Annotated in this window: 20 protein-coding genes; 16 read left to right on the forward strand and 4 right to left on the reverse strand. The window is 72.9% G+C overall.

Translation table 11 applies throughout. The features are described 5' to 3' along the window. Positions 1 to 54 precede the first annotated feature (54 nt). From AC27IY_RS25925 to AC27IY_RS25940, 4 genes are read left to right on the forward strand one after another with little or no spacing between them, the layout of a single operon-like run. Positions 55 to 921: an AAA family ATPase gene (locus AC27IY_RS25925; protein ID WP_344215064.1), complete on the forward strand. Its 867-nt coding sequence runs from the start codon at positions 55 to 57 to the stop codon at positions 919 to 921. Further along, positions 914 to 2017: a vWA domain-containing protein gene (locus AC27IY_RS25930; RefSeq protein ID WP_423472362.1), complete on the forward strand. Its 1104-nt coding sequence runs from the start codon at positions 914 to 916 to the stop codon at positions 2015 to 2017. The genes AC27IY_RS25925 and AC27IY_RS25930 overlap by 8 nt, the downstream gene beginning before the upstream one ends. After that, the gene (locus AC27IY_RS25935) at positions 2010 to 3101 is read left to right on the forward strand and encodes an XdhC family protein (protein WP_423452749.1); all 1092 of its coding nucleotides are present in this window, start codon (positions 2010 to 2012) and stop codon (positions 3099 to 3101) included. The genes AC27IY_RS25930 and AC27IY_RS25935 overlap by 8 nt, the downstream gene beginning before the upstream one ends. Beyond that, entirely contained in the window at positions 3101 to 3655 is a 555-nt protein-coding gene (locus tag AC27IY_RS25940; RefSeq protein ID WP_364446254.1) for a nucleotidyltransferase family protein, read from the forward strand. Before AC27IY_RS25935 ends, AC27IY_RS25940 begins: the two co-directional genes overlap by 1 nt. Here the strand turns inward: AC27IY_RS25940 and AC27IY_RS25945 are convergent. Further along, complete coding sequence (locus AC27IY_RS25945) at positions 3652 to 4539, reverse strand: endonuclease/exonuclease/phosphatase family protein (RefSeq protein WP_344214829.1); 888 nt, start codon at positions 4537 to 4539, stop codon at positions 3652 to 3654. The genes AC27IY_RS25940 and AC27IY_RS25945 overlap by 4 nt on opposite strands. A 92-nt stretch (positions 4540 to 4631) precedes the next feature. Between AC27IY_RS25945 and AC27IY_RS25950 the strand changes: the two genes are divergently transcribed. From AC27IY_RS25950 to AC27IY_RS25990, 9 genes are all read left to right on the forward strand, one after another. Continuing rightward, positions 4632 to 5672, forward strand: a complete 1041-nt coding sequence (locus tag AC27IY_RS25950) for an LLM class F420-dependent oxidoreductase (RefSeq protein ID WP_344214831.1) — start codon at positions 4632 to 4634, stop codon at positions 5670 to 5672. A gap of 205 nt (positions 5673 to 5877) precedes the next feature. Beyond that, entirely contained in the window at positions 5878 to 7164 is a 1287-nt protein-coding gene (locus AC27IY_RS25955; protein WP_344214833.1) for a dicarboxylate/amino acid:cation symporter, read from the forward strand. Positions 7165 to 7260: 96 nt separating this feature from the next. Then, positions 7261 to 8976 (forward strand): serine/threonine-protein kinase, encoded by a 1716-nt coding sequence (locus AC27IY_RS25960; protein WP_487179418.1) that lies wholly within the window; start codon positions 7261 to 7263, stop codon positions 8974 to 8976. A 46-nt stretch (positions 8977 to 9022) separates the two neighbouring features. After that, a complete protein-coding gene (locus AC27IY_RS25965; protein ID WP_487179419.1) occupies positions 9023 to 10060 on the forward strand; it encodes a M24 family metallopeptidase in 1038 nt (345 codons plus the stop codon). A 26-nt stretch (positions 10061 to 10086) separates the two neighbouring features. Continuing rightward, on the forward strand, positions 10087 to 10647 hold the full coding sequence (gene efp / locus AC27IY_RS25970; protein WP_344214840.1) for an elongation factor P: 561 nt from the start codon (positions 10087 to 10089) through the stop codon (positions 10645 to 10647). Between the two features lies 1 nt (position 10648). After that, complete coding sequence (gene nusB, locus AC27IY_RS25975) at positions 10649 to 11059, forward strand: transcription antitermination factor NusB (RefSeq protein WP_364445505.1); 411 nt, start codon at positions 10649 to 10651, stop codon at positions 11057 to 11059. 275 nt (positions 11060 to 11334) lie between these two features. Next, entirely contained in the window at positions 11335 to 12087 is a 753-nt protein-coding gene (locus AC27IY_RS25980) for a methyltransferase domain-containing protein (RefSeq protein WP_423472358.1), read from the forward strand. 54 nt (positions 12088 to 12141) lie between these two features. Then, complete coding sequence (gene dinB / locus AC27IY_RS25985) at positions 12142 to 13383, forward strand: DNA polymerase IV (RefSeq protein WP_487179420.1); 1242 nt, start codon at positions 12142 to 12144, stop codon at positions 13381 to 13383. A gap of 228 nt (positions 13384 to 13611) precedes the next feature. Further along, positions 13612 to 14019 carry a DUF3040 domain-containing protein gene (locus AC27IY_RS25990; protein WP_487179421.1) on the forward strand — a complete coding sequence of 136 codons (408 nt, stop codon included), beginning with the start codon at positions 13612 to 13614 and terminating at the stop codon, positions 14017 to 14019. Positions 14020 to 14113: 94 nt separating this feature from the next. Here the strand turns inward: AC27IY_RS25990 and AC27IY_RS25995 are convergent, their stop codons facing one another. The 3 genes from AC27IY_RS25995 to AC27IY_RS26005 all read right to left on the reverse strand — a co-directional run bounded on the left by AC27IY_RS25995 (position 14114) and on the right by AC27IY_RS26005 (position 18897). Then, entirely contained in the window at positions 14114 to 16582 is a 2469-nt protein-coding gene (locus AC27IY_RS25995) for a transglutaminase TgpA family protein (RefSeq protein WP_487179422.1), read from the reverse strand. 10 nt (positions 16583 to 16592) lie between these two features. Next, positions 16593 to 17855, reverse strand: a complete 1263-nt coding sequence (locus tag AC27IY_RS26000) for a DUF58 domain-containing protein (RefSeq protein ID WP_344214851.1) — start codon at positions 17853 to 17855, stop codon at positions 16593 to 16595. A gap of 64 nt (positions 17856 to 17919) precedes the next feature. Beyond that, complete coding sequence (locus AC27IY_RS26005; RefSeq protein ID WP_344214853.1) at positions 17920 to 18897, reverse strand: AAA family ATPase; 978 nt, start codon at positions 18895 to 18897, stop codon at positions 17920 to 17922. A gap of 480 nt (positions 18898 to 19377) precedes the next feature. Between AC27IY_RS26005 and mraZ the strand changes: the two genes are divergently transcribed. From mraZ to AC27IY_RS26020, 3 genes are all read left to right on the forward strand, one after another. Further along, entirely contained in the window at positions 19378 to 19809 is a 432-nt protein-coding gene (mraZ, locus tag AC27IY_RS26010; RefSeq protein ID WP_344214855.1) for a division/cell wall cluster transcriptional repressor MraZ, read from the forward strand. Positions 19810 to 20028: 219 nt separating this feature from the next. Then, positions 20029 to 20994: a 16S rRNA (cytosine(1402)-N(4))-methyltransferase RsmH gene (rsmH, locus tag AC27IY_RS26015; protein ID WP_423452741.1), complete on the forward strand. Its 966-nt coding sequence runs from the start codon at positions 20029 to 20031 to the stop codon at positions 20992 to 20994. Further along, positions 20984 to 21370 (forward strand): hypothetical protein, encoded by a 387-nt coding sequence (locus AC27IY_RS26020; protein ID WP_487179423.1) that lies wholly within the window; start codon positions 20984 to 20986, stop codon positions 21368 to 21370. The genes rsmH and AC27IY_RS26020 overlap by 11 nt, the downstream gene beginning before the upstream one ends. Positions 21371 to 21475: the final 105 nt, after the last annotated feature.

Raw genomic sequence — 21475 nt, forward strand, 5'->3', positions numbered from 1 at the left:
CCGGGCGGGGTGGCGACGTAGCCTGAAGGCGTGCTGCGCCGGACAATCAGGACGATGGACATCCAGTCGCCGGAAAAGCTCATCGAGCTGCTCGATCGGCACGCCTACCTGGCCGACGAGGGGCTCGCGACGGCCGCCTTCCTCGCGCTGCGCATGGGACGGCCGCTGTTCCTGGAGGGGGAGGCGGGCGTCGGCAAGACCGAGCTGGCCAAGACCCTCGCCACGCTGCTGCGGGCACCGCTCATCCGGCTCCAGTGCTACGAGGGCCTGGACGCCGCCCAGGCGCTCTACGACTGGGACTTCGCCCGCCAGCTCCTGCATCTCAAGGCCGCCGAGGCGGCCGGGGTCACCGACGTCGCCCGGCTGGAGGGCGAGATCTACGACCGGCGCTTCCTCATCGCCCGCCCGCTGCTGAAGGCCGTCGAGACGCAGCCCAGCGTGCTGCTGGTGGACGAGATCGACCGGGCCGACGACGAGTTCGAGGCGTTCCTGCTGGAGGTCCTGTCGGACTTCACGATCTCGATCCCCGAGCTGGGCACGATCAGGGCGGAGACGCCGCCGGTGGTCGTGGTGACCTCCAACCGCACCCGTGAGGTCCACGACGCGCTCAAGCGGCGCTGTCTCTACCACTGGCTGGAGCACCCGTCCTACGACCGCGAGGTGGCCATCCTGCTGCGCCGCCTGCCGCAGTGCACCGAGACCCTGGCGCTGCAGGTGGCGCGGGCGGCCGAGCGGCTGCGCCGGGCCGACCTGGTCAAGCCGCCCGGCGTGGCCGAGACGCTGGACTGGACGGAGGCGCTGCTGACGCTGGGCGCGAAGGAGCTGGACCCGGGGCTTGCCGCCGCCACGCTGGGGGCGGCGCTGAAGTACCGGGAGGACGTGGTGAGCGTCCTCGGCAACGGGCTGCTGTCCCATGACTGACCCGGTCGCGCCCGGGGACGGGCTGGTCGCCGTCATGACGGGCTTCGCCAGGACGCTGCGGGCGGCCGGGGTGGCCGCCGACCACGACCGCACCCAGAGCCTGCTGGCCGCGCTCGCCCACCTCGACGTGACCGACCGCGCCGCCGTCTACTGGGCCGGGCGGCTCACGCTGTGCGCGACGCCGGACGACCTGCCCCGCTACGACCGCTGCTTCGCCGCCTACTTCGCCGGGCGGCGCGCGACGCTCGCCCGTACGGCCGTCACGAGCGTCACCCGGCACCTGGCGGCGCGCGAGGACCCGGGCGGGGAAGAGGAGGGCGGCGGCGAGGCGACGGCGGCCCCCGCGACCGCGAGCCGCGCCGAGATCCTGCGCCACCGGGACGTGGCGAGGCTCACCGAGGCCGAGCGGGCCGAGGTGCACCGCCTGCTGGCCCTGCTGCGCGACCGGCGGGCCCGGCGGCGCTCGCGCCGCTTCGAACGCGCCCGCCGCGGCGCGCTCGACCGGCGCAGGACGATCAGGGAGGCGCTGCGCAAGGGCGAGGTGGCCGGGCTCCGCCACCGCGCGCACGCCACCCGGCCCCGCGCGGTGGTGCTGTTCGTGGACGTCAGCGGCTCCATGGCCCCCTACGCCGAGACCCTGCTGCGTTTCGCCCACGCCCTGGTCAGGAGCGAGCCGCGGGCCACCAGGGTCTACTCCGTCGGCACCCGCCTCACCCCGCTCACCGCCGAGCTGCGCCACCGCGACCCCGGCACCGCGCTGAACGAGGCGTCGAAAGCCATCCCCGACTGGAGCGGCGGCACCCGGCTGGGGGAGGAGCTGCGCGAGTACCTGACCCGGTTCAGCGCGCGGGGCGCGATCGTGGTGATCGCCTCCGACGGCTGGGAACGCGGCGACCCCGGCCTGCTCGCCGCCCAGATGGCCAGGCTCTCGCGGCAGGCGTACCGCGTCATCTGGGTCAACCCGCACAAGGGGTATGAGGACTACCAGCCGCTCACGGGCGGGATGCGGGCCGCACTGCCGTACATCGACGACCTGGTGGCCGGGCACAGCCTGGCCGCCTTCGAGCAACTCAGCGAAAGGCTCGCCCATGCGTGACGTGCTGCCGGAGATCATGCGCTGGTACCGGTCGGGGCTCAAGTTCGGGCTGGCCACCGTGGTCAGCACGTTCAGCAGCGCGCCGCGACCGCCGGGCGCGGCGATGGCGGTGCGCGGCGACGAGGTCGTGGGCAGCGTGTCCGGCGGCTGCGTCGAGGGCGCGGTGTTCGAGCTGGCCGGCGAGATCGACACGCCGGTGCTCCAGCGCTACGGGGTCACCGACGACGACGCCTTCGCCGTCGGGCTCACCTGCGGCGGCATCATCGACATCCTCGTCGAGCCCATCTCGATCGAGACCTTCCCCCAGCTCGGCGAGGTGGCCGCGTCGATCGAGGCGCACGAGCCGGTCGCCGTCGCCACCGTCGTCTCCGGCCCGGGACGGATCGGGGCACGTCGGATCATCTGGCCGGACCGCGCCTCGGGCACCCTCGGGGTGCGCCGGCTCGACGAGGCCGTGGACGACGACGCCCGCGGCATGCTCGCCCAGGGCGCGACCGGCATCCGCCGCTACGGCGGCGAGGGGGAGCGGCGGCTGGACGACCTCGCGGTGTTCGTGCACGCGTTCGCGCCGCCGCCGCGCATGCTGGTGTTCGGGGCGATCGACTTCGCGGCGGCGGTGGCGCGGGTCGGCAAGTTCCTCGGCTACCACGTCACGGTCTGCGACGCCCGGCCGGTCTTCGCCACGCCGAAGCGCTTCCCCGACGCCGACGAGGTCGTGGTCAAGTGGCCGCACGACTACCTCGCCACGGTGGAGGTGGACGAGCGCACGGTCATCTGCGTGCTCACCCACGACCCGAAGTTCGACGTGCCGCTGCTGGAGGTGGCGCTGCGCACCGGCGCCGGGTACGTCGGGGCGATGGGCTCGCGCCGTACGCACGAGGACCGCCTGGCCCGGCTGCGCGAGGCCGGGCTCACCGAGGAGGAACTGGCCCGGCTGCGCTCGCCCATCGGCCTGGACCTCGGCGCGCGCACCCCCGAGGAGACCGCCGTGTCGATCGCCGCCGAGCTGATCCAGCTCCGCTGGGGCGGCACCGGCCGCCCGCTGTCCACCACGCGCGGCCGCATCCACCACGAGTCGCCGTGATCGCGGGACTGCTGCTCGCGGCCGGGCGCGGCGAACGGCTCGGCACGCCGAAGGCGCTCGTCGAGTACGACGGCGAACGCCTGCTCGACCGGGGCGTACGGCTGCTGGCGGAGGGCGGCTGCCGCCCGGTCGTGGTGGTGCTGGGCGCGGCCGACGCGCAGGTGCGCGGGGCGGTCGCGGTGCGCAACCCCGGCTGGGCCTCCGGCATGGGCTCGTCGCTGCGGGCCGGTCTGGCCGCGCTGCCCGAGGAGGCGGAGGCCGTGGTGATCGCGCTGGTCGACCAGCCGCTGATCCGGCCGGGCGCGGTGCGCGCGCTGATCGAGGCGCGCGCCGGGCTGGCCGTCGCGACGTACGGGGGCCGGCGCAGGAACCCGGTGCTCGTCGCCCGCGAGCACTTCGCCGAGGTGGCCGAGCGCGCGGTGGGGGACGTCGGGGCCCGCGCGTTCATCAAGGCCCATCCCGAGCTGGTCACCGAGGTGCCGTGCGACGACCACGGCGACCCCGCCGACATCGACACGCCGGGGGACCTCGCCGCCCTGCGCAGCCAGGGCTAGAAGCGGAACGAGGCGATCGCCGCGCGGTGGTCGCTGCCGGTCGCCGGTGCCACGCCCGCCTCGGTGGCCTCCATCCCCTTGAACAGGATGTGGTCGGGCCGGGTGACCGGGAACTCGGCCGGCCAGGTGAAGCCGAACCCGTCGCCCGCGACGCTCTGCGCGTCGGTGAGCGGCGGGGTGAGACCGCGCAGGTTGCGGTCGGTGGTGGCGGTGTTGAGGTCGCCGAGCAGCAGGATGCGCTTGCTCGGATCGGCGTCGACCAGCGCGCGGGCGCGGGCCAGCGAGGCGTCGCGCGAGGCGGTGTGGCCGGGCCGGGCCGAGGCGAGGTGCATGACGTAGACGGTGACCTTGCCCTTGGGGGTCTCGGCGACGGCGCGCAGGGCGCGCGGCCAGCCCAGGCCGACGTCCAGCGGCTCGGTGCGGCTGAGCGGGTAGCGGCTCCACAGGCCGACCGTGCTGACCGGGTAGTGGTACTTGAACATCTTGTTGAGCTGCTTGGCGGCCGGGCCGCCGGGCGTCAGCTCCTGGGCGGCCAGCAGGTCGAGGTCCTTGGCGATGGCGCGGACGGCCTCGCCGGAGGCGTCGTTGCGCACGCCGACGTTGACCGTGCCCACGGACAGGTCGCTGGCCCCGCCGGGCGGCGTGCGCAGGAGCGTCGAGCCGAACATCGCCGCCCACACCACCCCCGGCACCAGCGCGGCCGCGGCGGCCACGGTGGAACGCGCCAGCGCGGCGGCGAGCAGCAGCACCGGCACGGCCAGCCCGATCCAGGGCAGCAGGCTCTCCAGGACGGGGGTGAACCCGCCGAGCGAGGGGATCAGCCGATGACCCGCCAGAGCCGCGGCCACGACCGCAGACAGCACCACGACAACGCGACTCAGCACCCGTCCCAGGCTAGTCGCTCCCCGCCGGAGAGCCGACGCGATAGCCTGTTCGCGTCGAAACGGAACATCATTCGGTTCTAGGGGAGCCCGGCATGCGCATCGGTATGGCAATCAACTACTCGGGCGGCTTCAAGGAGACCGTCGCCGAGCTGGCGGACTACGAGAAGGCCGGACTGGACATCGTGTTCGTGGCCGAGGCCTACAGCTTCGACGCGGTCAGCCAGATGGGCTACATCGCGGCCAAGACCGAGCGGCTGCAGATCGCCTCCGGCATCCTGCCGATCTACTCGCGCACGCCGACGCTCCTGGCCATGACCGCCGCCGGGCTCGACTTCGTCTCCGACGGGCGTTTCACGCTCGGCATCGGCGCGTCGGGGCCGCAGGTGATCGAGGGGTTCCACGGGGTGCCGTACACCGCGCCGCTGGCGCGTACGCGGGAGGTCATCGAGATCTGCCGCCAGGTGTGGCGGCGCGAGCGCGTGGAGCACCAGGGCCGCCACTACCAGGTGCCGCTCCCGCCCGGCCAGGGCACCGGCCTGGGCAAGGCCCTGAAGATCATCAACCACCCGGTGCGTCCCCGCATCCCCATCGTGGTCGCCGCCATCGGGCCGAAGAACGTCGAGCTGGCCGCCGAGCTGGCCGAGGGCTGGGAGCCGATCTTCTACGTGCCGGAGAAGGCCGGCGAGGTCTGGGGCGAGGCCCTGGCCGCCGGCAAGGCCAAGCGCGACCCCGAGCTGGGCGAGCTGGACGTGATCGCGCAGGCGTCCCTCGCGATCGGCGACGACGTGTCCGGGCTGCTGGAGTTCGGGCGGCCGATGGCGGCCCTCTACATCGGCGGCATGGGCGCCAAGGGCAAGAACTTCTACAACGACCTGGCCAGGCGCTACGGCTACGAGAAGGAGGCCGAGGAGATCCAGGACCTCTACCTCGCGGGCAAGAAGGACGAGGCCGCCGCCAAGGTGCCCACCGAGCTGCTGGAGAAGCAGTCGCTGATCGGCAGCGAGGGCTTCGTGCGCGACCGGGTGCAGGCGCTGAAGGAGTCGGGGGTCACCACGCTCAACGTGGCGCCGCTCGGGCGTACGCACGAGGAGCGGGTGCGGCTCATCGAGCAGATCAAGGACATCGCCGGCTGACCGGTTAAGTGGGGTGAATCACCCTTTCCGTGAGGAATGCTCCGGATCTCACCGGCGTTGACAGGCCCCGTGAGGTTCTCCCTGGTGCTCGTGCTGCTCGTCGAGCGGCTGCACGTCGACCTGTGCCGGTTGCACACGTCGCTGTGTCGCTGACCGTACGACGCCGCGACCACCCATAACCTCACAAGTCCGGAGCTTTCCTCCCGTGAAGAGATTCTCTTTCTCGCTCCAGCTCCTCACCGGCCTCGCCGCCGGCGTCGCGCTGGGCTTCGCCGCCAGGATCTGGGACGTGACCTGGCTGGCCGAGACCCTGAACAGGGTCGGCCAGATCTTCGTCCAGCTGCTCAAGCTCGCCGTGCCGCCGCTGGTCTTCACCGCCGTGCTGGTCAGCGTCGCCAACCTGCGCAACGTCAACGGCGCGGCCAGGCTCGCCGCCAAGACCCTGATGTGGTTTCTGATCACCGCCGCGGTGGCGGTGGCCCTCGCCATCGGGCTCGGCCTGCTCATCGACCCCGGCCGCGGTGTCAGCCTCGACACCGGCGCCGCCAAGGCCCCCGAGCACGCCGGCACCTGGCTCGACTTCGTCACCGGCATCCTCCCCACCAACGTCGTCACCGCCTTCACCGAGGTCAACGTCCTCCAGATCGTCTTCCTGGGCGCCGTGCTCGGCGCGGCCGCCCTGGCGGCGGGGGAGAAGGCCGAACCGGCCCTCGCGCTCGCCCGCTCGGTGCTGGAGCTGGTCCAGAAGGCGCTGTGGTGGGTCATCAGGCTCGCGCCCATCGGCACGGCGGGCCTCATCGGCAAGGCCGTGTCCACGTACGGGTGGGACCTGCTCGCGCCGCTCGCCAAGTTCAGCGCCGGGGTCTACGCCGGCTGCCTCCTGGTGCTGCTGGCCGTCTACCCGACGCTGCTGGCGGTCTGGGGCAAGGTCAGCCCCGTGCGCTTCTTCCGCAACGCCTGGCCCGCGATCGAGCTGGCGTTCGTCTCGCGCTCGTCGGTCGGCACGCTGCCGCTGACGCAGCGGGTCACGATCGAGCGCAACGGCGTGGACCCCGACTACGCCTCCTTCGCGGTGCCGTTCGGCGCGACCACCAAGATGGACGGCTGCGCCTCGGTCTACCCGGCGCTCGCCGCGATCTTCGTGGCGCAGGTCTTCGGTGTGCCGCTCGGCCTCGGCGACTACCTGCTGATCGCGTTCGTCTCGATCGTCGGCTCGGCCGCCACCGCCGGGCTCACCGGCGCGACCGTCATGCTGACGCTCACGCTCAGCACCCTGGGACTGCCGCTGGAGGGCGTCGGCCTGCTGCTGGCCATCGACCCGATCCTCGACATGATGCGCACCGCCACGAACGTCGCCGGCCAGATGGTGGTGCCGGTGCTGGTGGCCCGCTCGGAGGGCCGTCTCGACACGGCGGTCTTCAACGCCCCGCCGCAGCCGCTCGACGACGCCCCGTCCGGGACACGGCGGACGCCGGAGCCGGTCGCCGCCTGACCCGCTCCCTCTCGCTCGCGCTCTCGCGGAGGCGCGCGGCGCCGTGGGGGCCTATGGTGGGTCGGAAATCATGATTTTCGAGTGTTTGGCGGAGATATGTCCGACGCGACGACGCCGGCGTTGATAGCCGACCGGTACCGGCTTGAGGAGCGCATCGGCGCCGGACCGGTGGGCGAGGTGTGGCGCGGGTACGACACCCGCGCCGACTGGGTCGTGGCCGTGAAGCTGCTGCGGGGCGCGGGAACCCCGGAGATGCTCAGGCAGCACGCCCAGGCCGTGGCCAAGGTCATCCATCCGAACGTGGCCATGGTCCTGGACGTCGGCGAGCACGACGGGGCGCCGTTCCTGGTGATGGAGCACCTCACGGGGATGAGCCTCGGCGAGGAGCGGGAGGCCGCGGGCGGCACCCTCGGCGTGGTGGAGACGTGCGACCTGGTGGCGCAGGCGGCCGCCGGGCTGGACGCCGCGCACCGCGCCGGGGTGGTGCACGGGGAGATCGACCCCGACAGCTTCCGGCGGGCCGGCAGCGGCGTGCTCAAGGTCGTCGGGTTCGGGCTCGGCGGCGCGGCCACGCCCGGCGGCGACCCCCGCTACCTGGCCCCCGAGCGGGCCGCGGGGGACGAGGCGCGACCCGCCGGCGACGTGTACGCCCTCGGCTGCGTCTGCTACGAGCTGCTGTCCGGACGCCACCCCTTCGAGGCCGCCGGCACGGAGGACGCCGCCGCCGGGCGCGGGGCCGGCGGGGGGCGGGTGCCGCCCGGGACGGAGGGCGCCCCCGCCACGGACGCCCCCGCTACGGGCGCCCCCGCTACGGGCGCCGCCGCTACGGGCGTCTCCGCTACGGGCGCCGCCGCCACGGGCGCCGCCGCCACGGGCGTCTCCGCTACGGGCGTCTCCGGCGCGGGGCCGGTGCCGCCCAGTGCGTTCAGGGCCGGGGTGCCCGCCGAGCTGGACCGCCTGGTGCTGGCCATGATCGCGGAGGATCCCGCGCGCCGTCCGGCCGGCGGCGAGACCATCCGCCGCGCGCTGGTGACCATCGCCCACCCCCGCGCCAACCCCGACGCCCCGGCGGCCCCCGCCGGCATGCCCGTGACCGGCGCCATGCTGCGCGGCGACGTTCCCGGCGCCGCACCGGCGGCCCGCGCCGGGGACACCGCCGTCTACCAGGCCGGCGACCTCGCGATGGAGGGCCCGCGGCAGCCGGCGCGCGGCGGGCGCAGGCTCGTCGTCCAGCTCGGCGCGGCCGTGGCCGCCATCGTCGCGGTGACCGTCGGCATGGTCCTCTGGGCGAACGCGGGCGGCGACGAGCCCGAGGGCCGCGACCCGGTCGCGGTGGCCACCCCCAGCGACGCGCCCACCACGGACGTCGTGCCGGGACAGACACCCACCACGACGTCCGACTGGCCCACCGGCGAGCCCTCCAGCCCGCCGGCCCAGCCGTCGCCGGGCAACGTGATCACCTTCGGGCCGGACAGCGAGCTGCCCAGCGCGCTGCGCGAGACGCCCCCCGTCCGCGGCACCCTCCGCCCCGGCCAGGAGCCGCCCGGCGGCTTCGACCGGTGGCTGAGCGCGTTCGACCAGGCCGTGACGCACCAGGTCGGCACCAACGGCATCAACCCGCGCGTCGCCTCCAAGGCCCAGGACAAGCTGCGCAAGGCGGCGGGCAAGTACGCCGCCGGCCACCGCGAGGCCGCACTCAAGCAGGTCGCCGACGTCTACCGCGACCTGGAGCGCGCCCAGCAGAAGGGCGACATGGAGCCGACCGGCCCGCTCGCCGAGTTCATCCGCGAATGGGCCGTACCGGGCCGCTGACCCGTCGCGCGCCGCGAGGGCCGGGGAGCGGCCGTAGATTGGCGGGATGACCTTCGACCACGCGGCGCGCCTGGCGCGGCTCGCCGCGCTGCTCCCCGCCCGCGAGGTGCCGGCGCTCCTCGTCACCTCCGCGGTCAACGTCCGCTATCTGACGGGCCTGGCCAGCTCGAACGCGGCCGTCCTGGTCCGGGCCGACGGCTCGGCGCTGCTCGCCACCGACAACCGTTACATCGGCAAGGCCCGCACCCTCGGCGTCCCGGTCGTCGAGGCGTCCGACGTGGCGGCCAGGCTGGCCGAGCCGGGCGCGGGCATCGAGGCGGCGAGCATGACCGTGGCCACCTACCGCCGCCTGGGCGAGGGGCTGGTGCCGCTCGGCCCGGTGGTGGAGGAGCTGCGCGCGGTCAAGGACGACGCCGAGCTGGAGCTGCTGCGCACCGCCTGCGCGATCACCGACCAGGCGTTCGCCGACGTCTCGGCCCGCATCGTCCCCGGCATGACCGAGCGCGAGCTCGCCCGGCTGCTGGAGAACCGCATGATCGAGCTGGGCGCCGACAAGCCCGCGTTCGACTCGATCGTGGCCGCGGGCGAGAACGGCGCGATCCCGCACCACGCCCCCACCGGCAGGGAGCTGCGCGCCGGCGACCTGGTGACGATGGACTTCGGCGCCCGCTACCAGGGCTATCACGCCGACATGACCCGTACGGTCAGCCTCGGGCCGCCCGCCGGCTGGCAGCGCGAGCTCTACGACCTGGTGGCCGAAGCCCAGCGTGCGGGCCGGCACGCGCTCGCGCCCGGCGCGGCGGCCGGTGACGTGGACCGCGCGGCCCGCTCGATCGTGGCGGAGGCGGGCCACGGCGAGCACTTCAGGCACGGCCTCGGGCACGGCGTCGGCCTGGAGATCCACGAGGAGCCGTTCCTGGGCCCCTCGCGTACCGGTAGACTAGAGGATCGAGTTCCGATCACCGTCGAGCCCGGGGTCTACCTCCCCGGCCGAGGCGGCGTCCGGATCGAGGACACCCTCGTGACCCGTGCGGGCGGGCCGGAGCTTTTCACCAAGACGACCAAGGAGCTGCTCGTCCTTTAGAGCGGCCGCACGCGGGAGAAGAACGAGTGGCGACGACCAACGACCTCAAGAACGGCATCGTGCTGAAGCTCGAGGGCGGTGAGCTCTGGAGCGTTGTCGAGTTCCAGCACGTCAAGCCGGGCAAGGGCGGCGCGTTCGTGCGCACCAAGCTGAAGAACGTCCTCTCCGGCAAGGTCGTCGACAAGACCTTCAACGCCGGCGTGAAGGTCGACGTGGCCAACGTCGACAAGCGCGAGATGCAGTACTCCTACCGCGACGGCGACGACTTCGTCTTCATGGACACCGAGACCTACGACATGGTCAACGTGTCCGCCGCCACGGTCGGCACCGCCGCCAACTACATGCTGGAGAACACCACGGCCACGGTCGCCTTCAACGAGGGCGCCGCCCTCTACGTCGACCTGCCCGCCGCGGCCGAGCTCACCATCGCCGAGACCGAGCCGGGCCTGCAGGGCGACCGCTCCACCGGCGGCACCAAGCCCGCCAAGCTGGAGACCGGCGCGGAGATCAAGGTCCCGCTGTTCATCACGACGGGCGAGAAGGTGAAGGTCGACACCCGCACCGGCGAGTACCTCGGCCGGGCCTGAGGTGTCGGCACGCGGCAAGGCGCGCAGGCGTGCGCTCGACATTCTCTTCGAGTCCGAACTCCGCGGCGAGGATCCGCTGAAGATCCTCGCCGAGCGCGTGGAGCGGCAGGAGCCCCCGGTCAACGAATACACCTCGGCCATCGTCGAGGGCGTGGCCAGGCACCGCCCGCGCATCGACGAGCTCATCACCACCTACGCCGAGGGCTGGACCCTCGACCGCATGCCCGCGGTCGACCGCAACCTGCTGCGCGGCGGCACCTACGAGCTGCTGTGGATGCCCGGCGTCCCCGAGGGCGTGGTGATCAGCGAGTGGGTGCACCTGGCGGGTGAGCTGTCCACCGACGAGTCCCCTCAGTTCGTCAACGGGCTGCTGGCCAGATTCAAGCAACTCAAGCCAAGCCTCACCCTTTAGAGACCCGTCGAAACCGGTCGTTTCGGGGTAGCCTCCAAGCACAGCGACCGCTCGGCCGTGGGGGCGCGGGCGGCGTGATCGCGTACGGAGAAGTGGCGCGTCACCAGCCGCGACGCGCCCCTTCTGCGTTTGCCCGCTCGTCCCCGCCCTCCTCGCGCCGCCTTCCCCGTACCGGGCAGCGGGCGATGCCCCGCACGGCGTAGGCTGGGGCGCGTCCGCGAAGGAGCCCGCCGCGAAGCAGCAGCTCGCGGGGCGAGAGGGAGGCGAGCCCAACGGTGCGTGCTGAAAGCGTCACGAGGACCCCGGCGGTGCGCACCGCCGTCGTCTGGGACGCGCTGCGGTCGGTCCTGGCCGAGCGGGCCGCGGCCACCGGCCGCGAGGCGCTCGACATCGTCGACGCGGGCGGGGGCACCGGCGGCTTCGCCGTTCCGCTCGCCGCGCTGGGCCACTCCGTCACCGTCGTCGACCCGAGCCCCGACTCGCTGGCCGCGCTGGAGCGCCGGGCCAAGGAGAAGGGCGTGGGCGTGCGTTCGCTGCAGGGCGACGCCGACGCCCTGGGCGAGCTGCTCCAGCGCGACAGCGCCGATCTGGTGCTCTGCCACAGCGTCCTGGAGTACGTCGAGGACCCCGTCAGCGCGCTGGCCGCCGTCGCGGGCGTGCTGCGCCCGGGCGGCGCGGTCAGCGTGCTGGCCGCCAACCCGGTCGCCACGGCGATCCACCGCGCGCTCGCCGGCCAGTTCGACGAGGCGCGGGCGGTGCTCGACGACCCGCAGGGCACCTGGGGCGATCGCGACCCCACGCCCCGCCGCTTCACTGCGGAGGCGCTGAACGGGCTGCTGGAGGCCGCCGGGTTCGCGGCCGGGCCGGTCCACGGCGTGCGCGTGTTCGCCGACCTGGTGCCGAGCCGGCTGGTGGACGGCGAGCCCGGCGCGGCCGAGTCGCTGGCGGCGCTGGAGCAGGCCGCCGCCGCGCATCCGGTGCTGCGCGACATCGCGGCCCAGCTGCACGTGCTGGGCCGCCGCGCCTGAACGCCCCTCGGGGCGTCCCCTGTATCGAATTCGTGTTCGGATAGAATCGACGGCGTGTCCCGCAAGCAGATCACCGGCATCGGCCCCGCTCCGCGCACCGGGGCCGATGACAGCGGCTGCCCGATCCTCCACGTCGACATGGACGCCTTCTTCGCCAGCGTCGAGCTGCTCGAACGCCCCGAGCTGCGCGGCCGCCCGGTCATCGTGGGCTCGCCCGCCGGGCGCGGCGTCGTGCTGAGCGCCACCTACGAGGCCCGCGCGCACGGCGTGCACTCCGCGATGCCGATGAGCCGGGCCCGCAGGCTCTGCCCGCAGGCCGTGATCATCCCGCCCAGCCACGGGAAATACTCCGAGGTCTCCAAGGGCGTCATGGAGATCTTCCACGCGATCACCCCGCTGGTCGAGCCGATCGCCTCCGACGAGGCGTTCCTCGACGTCGGCGGCGCCCGGCGGCGGCTCGGCCCGCCCGCCGCCATCGCCGCGATGATCAAGGAGCAGGTCCTGGAGCGCTACGGCATCACGTGCTCGGTGGGCGTGGCCGCCAGCAAATTCGTCGCCAAGCTGGCCTCCAAGCAGTGCAAGCCGGACGGCCTGCTGGTGGTCCCGGCCGACGAGGTGGTGGCCTTCCTCCACCCGCTGCCCGTGTCGGCCCTCTGGGGCGTCGGTGAGCGCACCGAGCAGTCCCTGGTCCGCCTCGGCATCCGCACCGTCGGAGACCTCGCCAGGGTGCCGCCCGGCACGCTCCAGCGCGAGCTGGGGCAGGCGGTGGGCGGCCATCTGGCGGCGCTGGCCTGGGGGCGCGACGAGCGCCCGGTGACCGCGCACGTGCCCGACAAGAGCATCGGCAACGAGGAGACCTTCGCCGCCGACGTCGACGACCCCGACGTCATCAGGCGTGAGCTGCTGCGGCTGTCGGAGCGGGTCGCCGCGAGGATGCGTAAGGGCGGCCACGTGGGAAGAACTGTAAGTGTGAAGCTTCGCCGAGCCGATTTCACGACGATCACGCGCTCGCGCACGTTGCGCGAGCCGACCGACGTGGCCCAGGTGATTTACGCCACTGCCTGCGAGCTCTACCAGGCCGCGGGCCTGGAGCTGGTGCGGCTGCGGCTCGTGGGGGTGCGGATGGAGAACCTGCGCCCGGCGGAGGAGGCCACCAGGCAGCTCAGCCTCGGCGAGCGGGAGACCGGGTGGCGGGAGGCCGAGCAGGCGATGGACAAGGCGATTCGAAGATTCGGTCCCGATGCGGTGGTCCCAGCATCGCTCGTACGTGGCAAGCTTGATGAAATAGAGACATGACGCCGATGTCCCTACTTCGTGGTGCGCCGGAGTCACAATTTTGGGGAGAGGGGGGCGAGATGGGCCACAATGGAGCCATGACGTCACCTCCGGTTTGGTCTGCGTTGGACGTTTGCTTTCGCCTACGTCTACAGCCTCGTATTCTGGGGATAACCGACCGCGAGGTTCGGACACCCCGTGTCGTCCGTTGCCGTCTTCCCCGTCCTGGGGCTGTCCTTGGGAGGCGCCGTGCCGCTCTCTGAGCACGAGCAGCGCTTGCTCGACCAGATCGAGCAGGCCCTCTACGCCGAGGACCCGAAGTGGGCCAACACCGTAAGGATCAGTGACCCGCGCCGTCACTACAAGCGTCGCCTCATCAAGGCCACCATCGGCTTTGCCCTCGGCGTCATCGTCATGATGGTCGGCGTCGTCGTGAGCGGCAATGCTCTGATCCCCCTCGGCGTCGGCGGTTTCGTGGTCATGCTCGCCGCGTGTCTGTGGGGCCTGTCGAGCTGGAAACGCATGAACGGGTTCGGCGACGTCCCGCCGGCCGCCCCCGGGCAGGCCGCGCCGGGCAGGCCCGCCCGCCGGACCAACCGGGGCACCTTCATGGAGCGCATGGAGGAGCGCTGGCGCCGCCGGCACGACGAACGCTGATGTAGGACCAGAGGACGTAGGACAGAAGAGCGTGCGGCCCCTCCCCGATCGGGGAGGGGCCGCACGCTCTGTCATGTTCCGCCCGCGCGGCCGGTCAGGAGCCCTTCTCCGCCGTACGGCGCAGCCTGATGGTCTCCAGCAGGTCGAACCCGTCCAGCAGCCGCTCGCCGAAGCCGCGCAGCCGCCGCAGCGTGGACGGCGGCAGCAGCACCGCCCGGATCCGCCGCCGCCGCGACACCGTGGCCGCGATGGCCTGGCGCACCGTGCGCAGCTCCTTGCGCAGCGGCCCGGTGCGGCCCGGGTCACGGGCGAACAGCACCCGCTCGACGGCCGAGGCGATGGCCGACAGGGCCGCTGCGGCGTCCGCGCCGAACTCGTACTGCTGCACCAGCCGCCGCGCCAGCGCCCGCGGGGTCTCGCTGGCGTGGCGGGCCAGGCCGTAGTCGTACAGGACGTCGTCCAGCTCGGCCCAGGCCGCCGTGACCGAGGGGGCGCGCCCGGCGGCGGCCCTGGCCGTCACCCCGTCCGACGGTTGTGCCGGCTGCCGGTCCAGCGTCCGTACCCGGCGGTGCCTGGTGACCACCCGCGCGGCGGCGGGGATCAGCAGGACGAGCAGCAGCCCGGCGAGCCCGAGGGCGACCTTGCCGATCACCGGCGAGGACTCCTCCGGCGCCGGCGCGCCGCCCGCCAGGAGCTGGCTCTCCCGGTCCACCGCGCGCGGGTTCTGCTGCGAGCCGGGGGCGATCTCGTCGCTGCCCGCCGAGCTCGTCGCGCCCGGCGTCGGCGTCGAGGAGTCGCCGGTGGACTCAGGCGCCGGCACCGAGTACGCCGGCGGCCGCGCGCTGCCCTGCCCCAGCGAGCCCGAGGGCGTCGGCTCGAACGGCAGCCAGCCCACGCCCTCGAAGTACAGCTCCGGCCACGAGTGGGAGTCGTTGGTCCCCACCTGCCACCGGCCCCCGACGACGCTCCCGCCGGTGTAGCCGATCGCCACCCGCGCCGGGATGCCCATCAGCCGGGCCAGCACCGCCATCGACGCGGCGAACTGCTCGCAGTAGCCCGTCCGGCTGTGCAGCAGGAAGTCGGCCAGCGCCGAGGTGCTGTGCCCCTGCGTCCGCAGGTTGTAGGTGAAACCGCCGTCCTCGGTGAACCACTTCTGCAGCTTCACCGCCGCCTCGTACGGCGAGGACACCTCACCGACGATGCGCCGCGGCAGCGCCCGGATCTCGGCCGGCAGGTCCTCGGGCAGCGCGAGGAAGCGCGGGTCCACCGCGTCCCGGTCGAACGGCAGCGACTCCAGCAGCTCACGGGTCGGCGCCGGCTCCGACGTCAGCACCCGGTACCCCAGCCCCGCCGCCTCGTCCCGGGTGGAGAAGACCATCAGCGTGTCCACGTCGGCCCGCCAGTCGCCGTCCACCTGGATCTCCCTCGGCGGGTACGGCAGCGGCAGGAACATCAGCTCCGCGACCTGGTCGCTGATCTCGATGTCGGTGGTCACGTTCGTGACGTCGGTCCTGCCGGTCAGTCCCGGCGGCTCGGGCAGCGGGCCGTTGTCGGTGCGGTTGGCGACGGCGCCCTTCGGCTTGGTCATGCCGAACTGCTGGCCGTCGAACGTGTCGAGCGCGTAGATCCGCAGGTAGCGAGGCTGGTTGTCGTTGCTGGCGTAGGTGAGGACGATGCGCCGCTCGGGCAGTTCGAGCTGGCCACGCAGACCGGCGATCGGGTTGGGGATGCTGATGGAGTTGCCGCGCCCGCCCGTCCCGCTGCCGCCCACGCCGAACTGGAAGAACGACACCGGCTCCATCGCCGGCAGCAGCGCGGGCACCAGCACGGCCAGCGCGATCGCGGCGAACCCGATCCGCTTACCCGACAGCCGCAGCCCGCTCGTGTCGGCCGCCGCCGTCTGCCGCTCCGTCTGCCGGGCCGGAGCCCCGGTCCGTCCGGGGGCTTTCTGCGACGGCGTCGCCGCCATGCGGGTCCTGCGCACCAGCACCGCCCGCCCCCAGTGGCCGATCCGCTCCCGCCCGTCCGCGACGAGCAGCCCGACGAAGCCGAACGCGGCGATGATGAACGCCGGCCAGCTGATCGGGTCGGGCAGGATCGTCGCCGGGACCGTCGCGAGCGCCAGCAGCGGCAGCCCTGCCAGGGCGGCCCGGCGCAGCCGCGCCGCGAACAGGTCCACGAGGATCGCGATGAGCGCGACCCCGCCGGTGGTCAGCAGCACGATGCCCTCGGTGTCGGGCACCGGGGCGGCGAAGCGCTGGATGTCGGCCCAGCCGACCCCGAGCAGCCGGCCGAGCTCCAGCACCGACGCCTTCGTCGGCACCACCAGCCCCCACGCCTCCTCGGCGGCGAACGACACCGTCAGGTAGATCCCCGTGACGGCCAGGGCCAGGACCGGCGCCGCCCACGCGGGCAGCGACAGGCGGCTGCTCACCAGGCCGGCCGCCATCACGGCCAGCACCGCGCCGAGCGACGACCAGAACCACGTACCGCCCTCGAACAGGGGGTAGAGCAGGATGGCCGCGGTGAACGTGGCCGTCCCCGAGGCGACGGTCAGTCTCATTTCCTCCCCCTCACGCCGGGCCTCCCGCGGGATTGAGCACGTACCGGCCGCGGTTGGCGGCGTGCTGCCACACCGACGCGATCGAGGCGCCGGCGGGCAGGTTGACGATGCGCCAGCCGTACCCGGCGAGCACGGCCTGCACGGCCTGGTGGTCGTCGGCCGAGCCCGGCGCGCCGCCGTCCCAGGTGCCGACGTCGAGCAGCACCGCCACGCCGGTGATGCTGCTGTGCCGCAGCCGGGCCAGCTCCCTCGCCTCCTCCGGCTCCAGCGCGCCGAGCACGGCCACGATCAGCCCGTCGCCGCCGCCCTGGCGCAGCGCCGAGACGCCCATCTCCAGCGAGCGGGCCGGGCTGTGCCTGATCACGGCGAGGGTGTCGAGCAGCGAGTAGCTGAGCCCGCTGTCGGTCAGGTGCTCGGGCCCCTGGTCGGTGACCAGCCGCAGGCCCAGGCCCTCGTGGGCGAGGTGCACGCCGATGGAGGCCGCGGCCGAGACCGCGACCTCGAACGACGAGCGCGGCCCCTCGCCGCGGTGGGCGTGCCTGCGGGTGTCGAGCAGGAGCGCGCCGCGGCTCTGCCACTGCTGCTCCTCCCGCCGCACCATCAGCTCGCCGCGCCTGGCGGTCGAGCGCCAGTGCACCCGGCGCAGGTCGTCGCCCTGGCGGTACTCGCGCGGCGCCACGTCGTCGTCGCCGGCCGCCGCCACGCTCCGCGTGCGGCTCTCGCCGCCGCCCGACCACTCGCCCGACAGCCGTACGTGCGGCAGCGCCGCCACGTGCGGGGTCACCACGAGCGTGTCGCTGATGGTGAACGAGCGGGTCAGCTCCACCAGCCCGAACGGGTCGGCGATCCGGATGGACAGGGGCCCGATCGTGTAGCGGCCCCGCAGGTCGGAGCGCACCCGGTAGTCGATCTCCCGTACGCCGCGCGGCTCCACCCGGTCCAGCACGAACCGGGGCCGCACGCCCAGCGCGTACGGGACGGTGTCCTCGATGAGCAGCAGCCCGGTGGGCAGCCGGGTGACGTTCTCCAGCCGCAGGGTCACCGTGGCCTCGCCGCCCACCTCGGCCCTCGGCGGGTCCAGCCGCCGGGCGCAGCTCAGCCGGTAGCGGGTCCGCGCCACCACCATGGCGGCCAGCAGCGGCAGCGCCGTGATCAGCACCCCGATCCTGAACAGGTCGCTCTCGCCGAGGAAGAACGCCATCAGCAGGGCCGCGATCCCCGACGCGAGGAACGAGCGGCCCCTGCTGGTCAGCGCCCGCAGCCCGGCCCTCATGACGTGCCGCCCGTGCCGTGCCGCCCGGGGTGCCGCCCGGAGGCGTGCGCGCGCCGCCGGTCCATCAACGGCCTCGCGTCTCCGGCACCGGCACGCGCCTGATCAGGTCGGCCACCACCTGCTCGGGCAGCCGGCGCTGGCCCTGGGCCTCGACGCTGGGCAGCAGCCGGTGCGCCAGCACCGGGATCGCGAGGTCCTGAAGGTCGTCGGGGATGACGTAGTCGCGGCCGGCCAGCGCGGCGTGCGCCCTCGCCGCGCGTACGAGCTGCAGCGTGGACCGGGGCGAGGCCCCCAGCCGCAGGTCGGGGGAGTGGCGGGTGGCGACGACCAGGTCGATGGCGTACTTCTTGACCGCCTGGGAGACGTACACGCCGCGCACGGCCTCGATGAGCGAGCGCACCTCCGACGTGGTCGCGACCGGCTCCAGCTTGTCCAGCGGCGAGGTGCCGCCGTGCACGTCGAGCATCTCCAGCTCGGCCGTGGGCTCGGGGTAGCCCATGGCGACCCGGGCGGTGAAGCGGTCGCGCTGCGCCTCGGGGAGGGGATAGGTGCCCTCCATCTCGATCGGGTTCTGGGTGGCGATCACCATGAAGGGCGCGTCGAGCTGGTACGTCACGCCGTCCACGGTCACCTGGTGCTCCTCCATGCATTCGAGGAGCGCCGACTGCGTCTTGGGGGAGGCGCGGTTGATCTCGTCGCCCACCACGATGTTGGCGAAGACCGGGCCCGGCTTGAACTCGAACTCCCGGGTCTGCTGGTTGTAGGCGCTCACCCCGGTGATGTCACTGGGCAACAGGTCGGGGGTGAACTGCACGCGGCGTACGGGGCAGTCGATGGAACGCGCCAGCGCCTTGGCCAGCATGGTCTTGCCGACGCCGGGGACGTCCTCGATGAGCAGGTGGCCCTCCGAGAGCAGGACCGTGAGGGTGAGCCGGACGGCGTCGCCCTTGCCCTCGATCACCGACTCGATCGCCTCGCGGATCCGGTGGGCCACGGTGACCAGCTCGTCGAGCTGGGGAGGGACGTCATGGGTTACTGCCACCAGGCCTCCATGAGAAGTGCTACGGCTGTCCCGGCGTTGCCTTTGCGGGAGCCATGCCGTTCCTTTTCCATTGTGTGTACGACCCTACGACGCTGTGAGTTGTCGAGCGACATTTGTGGATATTCCAGGGAACCTGGGCGATGTTCCCGTTTTGGTGCCACCAGGGTCCGCGTCCTGTGACACACTGGCCCGCTCGCCACTCCACTTTCCTCCACGCGGCCGTTCCCGGGCCCCTCCAGAGCCGCCCCTGGCCCGCGTTCCCGGGCTTCGCGCAAGTCTCGACACGCCCGTGGGAGTTGATCGCGCCCCCACCCCCCACCGCTCCGACCCCCCTCTCTGACCTGCGGTAACGCAAGGGAAACCGATGATGAAGACGGTTCGAATCAGTTGACGGTGGGGAGAAGTGGAGTATGGTGGTGCGCAGTGGAGGGCCCGGTGCACCAGCGCTGAGCGCTTCACTAGGCACGGGAGGTGGCGCCGATGTTCCTCGGCACCCATCACCCGCGCCTCGACGACAAGGGACGGCTGTTCCTGCCGGCTAAGTACCGTGAGGAGCTGGCGGAGGGTCTTGTGATCACCAAAGGCCAGGAGCGATGCCTCTACGTCTTTCCCGTGGAGGAGTTCCAGCGCATTACCGAGGCTCTCCGGACCGCCCCGGTCACCGCCAAGGCGGTGCGTGACTACAGCCGCGTCTTCTTCGCCAGCGCGTCCGACGAGACGCCGGACAAACAAGGACGCATCACGATCCCGCAGGGCCTGCGCCACTACGCCGGCCTGGAGCGTGACTGCGTCGTCATCGGAGCCAACACCCGGCTGGAGATCTGGGACTCCCAGGCCTGGGACACCTATCTCAGCGAACAGGAGCAGGCGTTCGCCGATCTGTCGGAGGAGGTGCTGCCAGGGATCTTGTGATGTAGCCACGGTCGATCCGTCGGAGCTGTCGTTCGGCGAGGTCTCCACCCGCAACCACTGCCGGTCAACTGATGCACCTTCCCCGGTGTCAGTGGACGGGCGTCCACGAAGAGGGTGCGGATGGGGACCTGGCCGGGCGGCGCCGGGTGGGGACCCAGGAAGAACCGGATCGATCGACACGCGTCATCCGCGAGCAAGGACGCGAAAGGGGGGTTGGAGATGCAGGACGACGTCGGCACGGGTGGTCACGTTCCGGTGATGCTCGGCCGCGTACTGGAACTGCTGGGCCCCGCGCTCACCGGCCCCGATCCCGTCGTGGTCGACGCCAATCTCGGCCTCGGCGGCCATTCTGCGGCCCTGCTCGCGGCCCACCCGTCGCTTCACCTGATCGGGATCGACCGCGACCCGTTCGCGATCGAGCACTCCACACGCAGGCTGAGCCCGTACGCGGACCGCATCACGCTGGTCCACGCCTCGTCTGGCGACCTGCGGGAGGTGCTCGCGCGGGCCGGGCGTCCCGTCGTCAACGGGGTGCTGTTCGACCTCGGGGTGTCCTCGCCGCAGCTCGACGAGGCCGAGCGGGGGTTCGCCTACTCCTACGACGCGCCGCTCGACATGCGCATGGACACCGAGCAGGAGCTGACGGCGGAGACGGTGGTCAACACCTACTCTGCCGCCGAGCTGACCCGCATCCTGCGCGTCTACGGCGAGGAGCGATTCGCTCCGCGTGTCGCGGGCCTGATCATCAAAGAACGCGCCAAAGAGGCAATAACCTCGACCAAGCGGCTCGCGGACATCGTGCGCGACGCGATCCCCGCCGCTACCCGGCGCACCGGGGGAAACCCCGCCAAGAGGACTTTTCAGGCGCTGCGCATCGAGGTGAACGCGGAACTGTCCGCCCTGGAGGCGGCGCTGCCCGCGGCACTCGACGCGCTCGCCCTGGGTGGTCGAGTCGTCGTGCTCTCATACCACTCACTTGAGGACCGGCTCACCAAGCAGGCCCTCACGGCGCGAACCAGGGACACCAGCCCCCCCGGGCTGCCCGTCCCCCTGGAGGCTCACCAGCCCAGGTTCCGCCTGCTGACGAGGGGAGCGGAGCTCCCGAGCGAAGAAGAAGTCGCCCGCAACCCGCGGGCGACCTCGGCCCGGCTACGGGCGGCAGAGAGGATCCGTGTTGACGACTGAGCAGGAGACCGGCCGGGTCGCGGCCGCGCGCCGTGCGGCGCCCGCCGCAGCGTCCAAGGTGGGTTCCAAGGCGGGTGGCAAGACGGGGGCCAAGACGGTCCCCCGGACCGGCGTGCGCCGGTCCCCGGCCCCGCTCCAGTCCAAGCCGCAGCCCGCCGAGCCGCAGCAGACGAAGGCACGCACCCGCACCGACGCGCGTCCGGGCACCCGTACCGACCCCCGCACCGACCCCGTACCACTGCGCGTCCCGGACCCGTTCCGGCGCGCGTCCCGAGGCGGCGGGCAGGCCCGCGCGCGCCCAGGCGCGGCCCGGCGGCGGGGCGGCGGCCCGCGCGGCGCCAGCGCACGCCGTTCGTGCTGCTCGTCGTCGGGCTGATGTCCGGCGGCCTGGTCAGCCTGTGCTGCTCAACACCATGCTCGCGCAGGACGCCATCACCGACGCCAAGCTGCGCGAGCAGATCGCGGTGGCGCGGCAGGAGAA

The organism is Nonomuraea sp. B208 (genome assembly GCF_057536035.1).